General features: G+C 60.4%; 6 protein-coding genes. All 6 read left to right on the top strand.

What is annotated here, in order from left to right:
* Window positions 1-1,674: putative lipid II flippase FtsW (gene ftsW / locus IRZ24_RS12445; protein WP_297164712.1), on the top strand; the 1,674-nt coding region annotated here is incomplete at its 5' end.
* 303 nt (window positions 1,675-1,977) lie between these two features.
* Window positions 1,978-3,132 carry an undecaprenyldiphospho-muramoylpentapeptide beta-N-acetylglucosaminyltransferase gene (murG, locus tag IRZ24_RS12440; RefSeq protein WP_297164710.1) on the top strand — a complete coding sequence of 385 codons (1,155 nt, stop codon included), beginning with the start codon at window positions 1,978-1,980 and terminating at the stop codon, window positions 3,130-3,132.
* Between the two features lie 259 nt (window positions 3,133-3,391).
* Window positions 3,392-4,918 (top strand): UDP-N-acetylmuramate--L-alanine ligase, encoded by a 1,527-nt coding sequence (gene murC / locus IRZ24_RS12435; protein ID WP_297164708.1) that lies wholly within the window; start codon window positions 3,392-3,394, stop codon window positions 4,916-4,918.
* 177 nt (window positions 4,919-5,095) lie between these two features.
* Window positions 5,096-6,199, top strand: a complete 1,104-nt coding sequence (locus IRZ24_RS12430; protein ID WP_297164706.1) for an FAD-binding protein — start codon at window positions 5,096-5,098, stop codon at window positions 6,197-6,199.
* Window positions 6,196-7,344, top strand: a complete 1,149-nt coding sequence (locus IRZ24_RS12425) for an FtsQ-type POTRA domain-containing protein (protein ID WP_297164704.1) — start codon at window positions 6,196-6,198, stop codon at window positions 7,342-7,344. The genes IRZ24_RS12430 and IRZ24_RS12425 overlap by 4 nt, the downstream gene beginning before the upstream one ends.
* A gap of 342 nt (window positions 7,345-7,686) precedes the next feature.
* Window positions 7,687-8,922, top strand: a complete 1,236-nt coding sequence (gene ftsA, locus IRZ24_RS12420; protein ID WP_297164702.1) for a cell division protein FtsA — start codon at window positions 7,687-7,689, stop codon at window positions 8,920-8,922.
* The last annotated feature ends 91 nt before the right edge of the window (window positions 8,923-9,013 follow it).

Below are 9,013 nucleotides of genomic sequence, written 5' to 3'. Positions count from 1 at the left end.
ACTAAAAAGAGTATTGAAATGCCTGATGAGCGTGAGCGACAAGCTCGACAAGCCAAGACGGGCAAGCAGGGGGGGCAGCGCAAGGCCCTGCCTCATCTGCGCTCGCCAGCGCTGGAGGCACTGGCCAAGGGGTCCAGCCCCGGCAGTCCTGGGCAGCGCCCACGCGGGCGGGGCAAGAAAGGACAGGCAGGGGACCGGCTCTCGCGTAAGCCGGTCTCTAGCCAGGCCTATCTTGCTGCTGAAGAGCAGCTAAAGGTACCTCCGTTGGCGCGTAGGAAGCTGCCTGCGCGGGCCGTCAGGCTATTAGATAGGGTATTGGACCGCGCGAGCGCGGAGCAAAAGGAAGCAGTTCGCCCTCAACGCAGCGGTTTAACCGCTGGCTGGCGTCGGCGGCTGCGGGCTGAAGCCGAGGAGGAGAGCCTTACTGCATCTGGAGCACCGTCGGCGATGAGCGAAGAGGAGCAGCGCCGGCTTGAGGAGCTGGAGATGCGCCTGCCGCGCATCCCTGGCAAAATCGATCATTGGCTCCTCATCGTCGTCCTGACCTTGCTCTGCTTTGGCCTGGTCATGGTCTACAGTGCCAGCTCGTTTATCTCGGCCAGTCTCTATGGCGATGCCTCCTACATTTTTCAGCGAGAGCTGCTCTGGGCTGTGCTGGGGGTCATCGCTATGCTGGTCACCATGCATATCGACTATCGGCTCTGGCGCCGCGTCTCGCTGCTCGGCATGCTGGTCGCCTTGGCCTTGCTGGTTCTGGTCTTGAAATTCGGAACGAGTGCCTACGGAGCTACGCGCTGGCTAACGCTCGGCTCCTTCCTCTCTTTCCAGCCCAGCGAGCTGGTCAAACTAGTGCTGGCCCTCTATATTGCCGACTGGCTGGCGCGCAAGGGAAATCAGGTCAGAACCTTCCTCTATGGCCTGGCGCCGTTCGTGATCCTTGTAGGAGTCGTGCTCGGCCTGGTCTTGTTGGAAAAGGACATGGGCACAGCGGTTATTATCGCTGTTGCGGCCACGGCGATGTTTTTCGTCGCTGGCGCTAATATTGCCCAGTTCCTGTTAGCCGTGGCCTGCGGCGGTCTGGTCTTTCTGACTCAGGCCTTCAAGGGCTACCGCTATTTTCGCCTGCTCGGCTTTCTGGACCCATTCCGTGATGTGACCGGGATAAACCTGCAGCTCTATCAGTCGCTGCTGGCACTTGGCTCAGGTGGCTGGTTCGGCCTCGGTCTGGGAGCAAGTCGCCAGAAGACCGGCTATCTGCCTTTACCCTATATTGATTCCATTTTTGCCATTATTGGCGAAGAATTGGGTTTTATTGGCTGCGCTGCAGTGTGCTTGCTCTTCTTGTGGCTGGCCTTTCGGGGGTTCCGCTTGGCGAGGCGCACCCCAGACCTCTACGGTTCGCTACTGGCGACGGGCATCACCACCTGGCTGGTCGTGCAGGCCATGATCAATATTGGTGCGAGCACCGCCTCAATCCCTTACACCGGCGTGCCGCTGCCGTTCATCAGCTTTGGTGGCTCTTCGCTGGTGGTCTCGATGGCGGCGGTGGGAGTCCTGTTGAACATCTCGCGCTATATCCAGGAGCCTGTTGACCCGCTCTTCTCACGGCGTACCCTGGAGCAGCGCCTGAAACGAGGCCGCCGGAGCCAGGGAGCCACAGTGCACGGGCACTAGCTGGTGAGTGGCAGTCTGGCTGACCTTGAGGCAGAAGGCGCCGGAGGTGATGATCAGGGGCCTGTGACCGTCCCTCTGACTGGGCGGATAGCAGGCCTATCAAGGGTCAACACAGATCATGCTCTTTGGGCTGATGAAGGAAAAAAAGCGCGCCTTTCGCGCAACTCTGTGAAAATGATGCTGCCGGGGAGGGAAACTGACAGCGCACTGGTTACCTCATTCTGGTGAGGCTAGCTAAACGGGCGACCCTGTCGGCAGGAGCCTCCTCGGCGAGGAATCTTTTCTAATTGTGGTAGGCAGTGTATGAGGATACTGGTATCGGGCGGCGGCACCGGCGGGCATATCTATCCTGCACTGGCGGTGGCGGCGCAACTGCAACGGACTGTTCAAGCGGAAATCCTCTACCTAGGAAGCGATGACGGACTGGAAGCCGAGCTAGCCCCGGCGGCTGGCTTGCCTTTCGTGACCATCAAGGCTGGTAAGCTAGCGCGTTATATTTCCTGGCGCACGGTCACAGGGCTAGCGCGCGTCCCTGTGGGCATTGTGCAAGCCATCGGCGTGGTACGGCGCTTTCGCCCGCACGTGGTCTTTACCAGCGGCGGCTATGTTGCCGTGCCAGCCGGTCTGGCGGCCTGGCTCCATCGCGTACCCTTACTCATGCATCAGCAGGATGTGCCGGCCAATCTGTCGAATCGCTTATTGGCGCCGCTGGCAACCTGCATCTCGCTGGCCTTTGAGGATTCACGGGTCTATTTCCCGGCGCGCAAGACCCTCCACGTCGGCAATCCTGTGCGCCAGGCAATCTTGGATGTGCGCCACGTGCCAGTCGAGCAAGCACGTCAGCGCCTGGGTCTTGATCCAACTCTACCGCTCCTCCTGGTGACAGGCGGGAGTCAGGGAGCGCGCCATCTGAATCAAGTGACCTGCCGAGCCCTGCCAGCTTTGCTGGAGCGCTGTCAGGTCCTGCATATCAGCGGCAAAAAGCTCTTTCAGGAAACGGAAGCCCTGGCACGGCGCTTGCTTGTCACCCTTTCTGAGGGGCTGCAACAGCGCTATCGTCTAGTGCCCTATCTTGATCAAGAAATGGCTCTGGCCTTGCAGGCTGCGGATGTGGTCGTTTGCCGGGCTGGGGCGGCCACTCTCAGCGAGCTGGCGGTCTTGGGCAAGCCGAGCATTCTGGTGCCGCTACCACCGGCGATCGGGTCCTCGCCCCAGGAGGCCAACGCCGCGATGTTTGGGCGACGGCGGGCAGCGCTGGTAGTGCGCAACGACGACCTTACACCGCAAGTACTGACTGGCCATGTAGAGACCCTGCTGACCAATCCGGCCTATCGCGAGGCGATGGCACGGGCGGTCAGTGCTCTGGCGCGGCCCGATGCTACCGAGGCCATCGCCTCGGCTGTGGTGCGCCTGGCTGGTGTGGCCCCGGCGCGTGAAGAACAGGCAAGCCTTTGTTAAGAGGCAGCGCGCGACTGGAGCGAAAGTAGAAGCTAATTGTGGGCGGGGAGCAGGCCGAGATCTATGCCTCGGTACTCATCTGTCAGTCGGAACCTGCGCCGCCTTGCCGTGACACTGATTGGCCAATCACCGTCTAAAGAGGCAGGCTGTGATGGAGAGAGCAGAGAGAGAGTCAAGAATAAACACAGAAACTGCAGGAGCGATCGCATCAGACCAGCAGGCTGATCTGCGTACGCTGCTAAGCAAGCGCCTGCATTTTATGGGTATTGGAGGACAAGGTATATCGGCTGTAGCGCGCCTGGCACAGGCCGCCGGAGCTTTGGTCAGCGGCTGTGATCGAGCCCCCTCGGCGACAACGCGGGAGTTGATCGCGGAGGGCATCACTGTGACCATCGGTCACAGCGCCCAACATCTCCAAGGACAAGAGGCGCTCATCATCACACCTGCCGTCTCTTCGCTACAGCCGGACCAGGAGGAGCTGATCGCTGCCCAGCGGCAGGGCCTGCCTATCGTGACCTGGCAGGAGCTGCTGGGTGCTCTCACTCGCGACTACTGCCTGCTCTCGGTCTGTGGCGTTCACGGTAAAGGGACCACGACCTCGCTGCTGGCGCTGATGCTGGTGGAGGGAGGGCTTGATCCCACTTGTGCCTTAGGGGCGGTGGTCCCAGCCTTCGCGGCCAATTATCGCCTTGGCACAAGTCACTTTTTTGTCAACGAGGCCGACGAATTTAACCATAATTTCTGGCATTATCATCCGCGCCTGACCGTCGTCACCTCAATTGAATATGAGCATCCCGAATTCTTTGCGGACTATGAGGCCTTTCTACGGGCCTTCACGCTCTTCATCCAGGGCATGGACCTGAGCGAGCGCTGGCCGCTGCCTCCTACCCTGGTGATGAATGCTGATAGCCCTGGCTGTCTGGAGCTGCGCGCCCGTCTGGATGCCTGGCCGGGCCGCACCGTCTTCTACACGGTGGCCCCAGAAGCAATACGAGAAAAGGCTGAGCAGCTAGCGTCTATTACTTTTAAAGAAGAAAGCCCCCCACTTTTCGAAGCCCACGACCTGGAGCTGGAAGGAGAAACCAGCTTTCGTGTGCGCTGGTATGCCGAGGGAAGCCAAGGCCTCTCCCAGCAGGCGCGCCCCCTCTTTGGCGGAGAGAAGGTCGCGTTACACATACCTGGTCTGCACAATGTGCAAAACGCCCTGGGAGCTATTGCCGCGGCTCACAGCCTCGGGATTGCTGAGGAAGCCATCAGGCGAGCGCTTGAGCGCTTCCACGGCACCAGACGCCGCTTTGAGATACGCTATCAAGGGCCGCTGCCGCTAGGCGAACGAACGTGCGATGTCATCCTCATCGATGACTACGCCCATCATCCCACAGCCATCGCGGCAACACTGACAGCGGCCCGTCAGCGCTATCCGCAGCGGCGCCTCGTTGCCGTCTATCAACCTCATATGTATAGTCGAACCAAGGTCTTCTTTGAGCAGTTTGTAGAAGCCTTTGATGAGGCCGATATCGTCATGATCAGCGACATCTTCCCTGCGCGCGAGCGCGATACAGGCCTGATCCATGCGCGTGAGCTGGCATCGACCCTGGCCCAGCGCCCACGCTTTAGAGCCAAGGAACGCTTGGCCCTCTACAGCGGCGACCTGGCCCAGACCGAAGCCGAACTCCGCCAGCGCTTGCGCGACGGTGACCTGGTGCTGATCATGGGAGCCGGCGATATCTATACCGTCACGGAACACTTGCTAGGAGAAGGTGGCCGGCCTCAACACCAGGAATAAAAGCTGGACGTACATAGGGTCGAGAGACATCGCGGGACATGCTGAAGCAAGACAACACAGCAACACAGCCGAGAACAGCGAAGGCCGCACTCTAGAGAAAGGCAGAGCAACTAGAGGGGCCACTCTCTTGGCAAATTGATGCAAAACCTGACAAAAGAACGGAGAATGGGAGCGACAATGACATTTGATGCGGAGCGCGTGTATACCACGCTCCTGCCACGCTTCGGTAGGCGGTTGCGCCTACATGAGCCGCTGGCGCGTCACTGCACCTTTGGAGTTGGAGGGCCGGCAGATCTCTGGCTCACGCTAGAGACGCGCGACGAGCTGATCTGGCTCGTACGCCGCTGTCTAGCGGAGGGCTGGCCATTGCTAGTAGTAGGCAATGGCACGAATGTCCTCTTTGGTGATGGAGGTGTACGGGGCATTGTGGCGCGCATGGCCCTCAGCGACTACCGCCTGGCGGAGCAAGAGGATGGCTCGGCCCTGCTCTACGCAGAGGCCGGCGTCAGTTGGCCTAAGCTACTCAACGAGCTGGCGACTCAGGGATGGGGAGGACTGGAGTTCGGCCCTGGTATTCCGGGGACGCTGGGCGGAGGAGTAGTCAGCAATGCCGGAGCCCATCAGCGCGAGCTATCCCAGGTGCTGGAATGGGTGGAAGTGCTTGACGTACGCCCTGCGCTGGCCCTGGGAACAGCCAGGAGCGTCGCTGACGGAGAGAGCCGGCCTCAAGCTGACCAAGGCCACAGTCAGACGGAGGAAGAGGATGCCAGAGTAGCCGCTCCGTTCGTCCGGCGCTACGAGCGTGCAGAGCTAGAGCTGAGCTATCGTCATAGTCGCTTCCGAGCAGGGCGCCAGGTTACCTTCGATGAGCGCGGCTATCCACAACCAGCTCCGCGCACGCTCATCGAGCCGGCGGAGATCATCCTGCTGCTGGCTGTGCGCCTGCATCGCGATGATCCGGCCAAACTGCGCGCCCTGATCGAAGAGTACAGGCAACACCGCAAGCGGACACAACCGCCACAGCCAAGCGCAGGCTCAGTTTTCAAGAATCCGCCTGGTGACTATGCTGGGCGGCTTATCGAGCAGGTCGGCGCTAAAGGGCTACGTTGTGGACGCGCCTGTATCTCTGAACGGCATGCCAACTTTATCGTCAACCTGGGAGGTGCCCGCGCAGCCGATATTGCGGCCCTCATCAGGGAAGCTCGCAATCGTGTACGAGAGCGGTTCGGCGTGGAGCTGGAGCTGGAGGTCGAACTGCGCGGCGAGTGGGAGATAGCATGACCGAATATAGAGGAGAGATACGAGAGCAAATAGCTTTTTGGGACGTCAGGCGCGCTGAGCCGGGGAAGAGTGGGGGAGGACAGCCTCGCCAGCGGGTAGTGACGACGCCTCAGAAGATCGTGCACCCGGCGGGCTGGACGGCGATGGCGGAGCGACGCGCGCGGCAGCGGCGCATGCGCCAGCGCCAGGAAAGTTCCCCTCTCGTAGCGCGCGCTCTCGCTCAGACAGCCGTGCGGGCCTCAAGTGGACAGATGCGGGCTATACGCTCAGCGGCAGTCAAACCCGGGTCCTGGTCCAAGGGAGGGCCAATGACACCCATTCCCCCCAGGAGCAGCCGCCTGCAGGCTCGTCAGAGTAGACGCTGGCGCAGACTCCTGGCGGCCCTGCTCGGATTGATCCTTGTACCTGCTGGGGTGCTCTTCGCCTTGCTGGGTCCGGCCTTTCGCATCCAGCAAATCACCGTAATAGGCACCCAGAATCAGGCCCTCATTGCCCAGATCCAGCGACTCGGCGTGCAGGGTCAAAACCTCTTCCTGGTCGATACAGCCGCCCTCAGTAGTCGTATTGCCGCCCTGCCGCTGGTGGAGACCGCCAGCGTCGAGCGCGACTGGCCCGATCGGCTACAGGTGATCGTCAGCGAGCGCCAGCCGGTGCTGCTCTGGAAGACTGCTCAGGGAAGCTATAGCGTGGACCGCAGTGGCGTGATCCTGGCGCCAGCTAGCAGCACTCCCCAGGCCGGCCAGCTCCAGACGGTGATCGATGCACGTGAGCAGAAAATCACCGCTGGTATTCGACCTGGTGCTCGCCTGGAGGCCGCAGAAGTCACCTTTGCTGTAGAGGTCTTTAAAGAGGTACCCGTATTGACGGGGATTAGCAATTTCACACTACGCTATGAGAGTAAAATATATGTAAGCAATGCCGGCCCTTCCACGCAGCAGCCGCAAACAGTGAGCCACACCACCTTTGTCATCGTCAGCCCCGCCGGCTGGGTGGCTTACCTGGGAGGACCGGATGATGTCAACCCGCTGGCCAATCGGTTGCGCGAGTTGCAGCAGATCCTCGTCATGGCGCAGCAGAAGGGGCTTCGCCTGGCAACCATCGACCTGCGCTTTGGCCTGAATGTGGCCTACACTCTACAGCCATAGGTAGCAGGAAATAAGCAGGACCGGACTGGCCCGGCTTCGCCTTGAAGCGTCAGGCCCCCGATCCTGGCATAAGCAGCGTAGTAACTCACGCAGAAAACACAGTGTGTAGTGCGTCTCTGATGGACACGCGATGCGCGCAGAGGAGCACAACATGATGAGGGAGAAGCGAGGTGGTAGCGCGGTGAGCAGTGAGACAAGGGAGGACAACGGTGGCTGAAGGGCACAGAATAGCCAGCGCGAGGGGACAAGGAGAGCCGGGGCAAGAGAGGAAGCCAAAAAGCAAGAGAACCAGCGCTAAAGCGTGTCCCTAGCTAGCAATGCCGCCCGATGAGGAGCTAGATCGTGCAAGAGCGGGTGATCGTCGGAATCGACGTCGGAACAACAAAGGTCTGTGTTCTCGTTGGCGAGCTTGATCGCGACGGGAAGCTGAACATTGTTGGCGTTGGCACCTGCCCTTCACAGGGCTTGCGGCGTGGGGTAGTGGTCAACATCGAGGAGACAGTCACCTCGATCGCCGCAGCAATCGACCGTGCCGAGCGCCTCTCCGGCAAGCATATCACCACGGCCTACGTGGGCATTGCCGGCAGCCATATCGAATCGGAGAACAGCAAGGGCTTTGTCGCTATCACTCCGAGCCATCGCGATATCGTTCAGAATGATATTTGTCGGGCGATTGAGGTTGCGCGAGCGATTGCCATTCCGGCCAATCGCGAGATCATTCACGTCATTCCGCGCGGTTATGTCGTTGATGGGCAGGAAGGTATCAAGAATCCCATCGGCATGTCTGGCTTCCGCCTGGAGGTAGAGACGCATATCGTCACAGGTTCTGTCTCTTCAATACATAACCTGATTAAGTGCATTCAGAAGGCTCATGTGGAAATTGAGGATCTGGTGCTAGAGCCGCTGGCCTCGGGGGAGGCGGTTCTAGCCGATGGCGAAACCGACCTGGGGGTGGTCCTCGTGGATGTGGGCGGTGGCACGACCGACATCGCCATCTACACCGACGGCGCCATCTGGCATACCGTGGTCTTGCCCATCGGCGGCAACCTGATTACAAGCGATATCGCGATCGGCTTGCGCCTGCCTTTCGCCGTCGCTGAGGAACTAAAAGTGACCTACGGGCACTGTGATCCTTCGGCGATCGATGACGATGACATGATTGATCTCGCGCAGTTCATGCCAGATTGTAACGATCTTGTACCGCGCAAGCTGCTGGCAGAGATCATCCAGGCGCGTGTTGAAGAACTCTTCGAGATGGTGCATGATGAGATTAAGAAGTCGGGCTACGATGGGCTGCTTCCTGCTGGCCTAGTGCTGACGGGAGGCACTGCCGAGCTTCCGGGTATCCTGGAGCTAGCCGGGCAGATCCTTGATCTACCGGCGCGCATCGGCGTCCCTCTTGGCCTGCATGGCCTGGCCGACTCGATCTGTCGCCCAGCCTATGCAACCGCTGTCGGCCTGCTGCTCTGGGGCCTGACTCACTCATCGCTGACGTACGACGATGAAGAGGGGCAGCAGGCTGGTCGCGGCAATATGCTGTCGCGCATCGGGCGCTGGCTACGTTCGTTTATTCCGTAAGTTTTGGAGCCTGTGAAAGGAGACGCGACCCGGGCCGCGCAACCGACCCGACCGGTCTGGCGCTGCTCTGACCGGGAGAGATACCGGGGCG

Origin of the sequence: Thermogemmatispora sp., from assembly GCF_019683755.1 — a bacterium.
Classification (GTDB): Bacteria; Chloroflexota; Ktedonobacteria; order Ktedonobacterales; family Ktedonobacteraceae; genus Thermogemmatispora.
The sequence above is the reverse complement of the archived record's forward strand: the minus strand, read 5'-3'. Positions and strand labels throughout refer to the sequence as shown.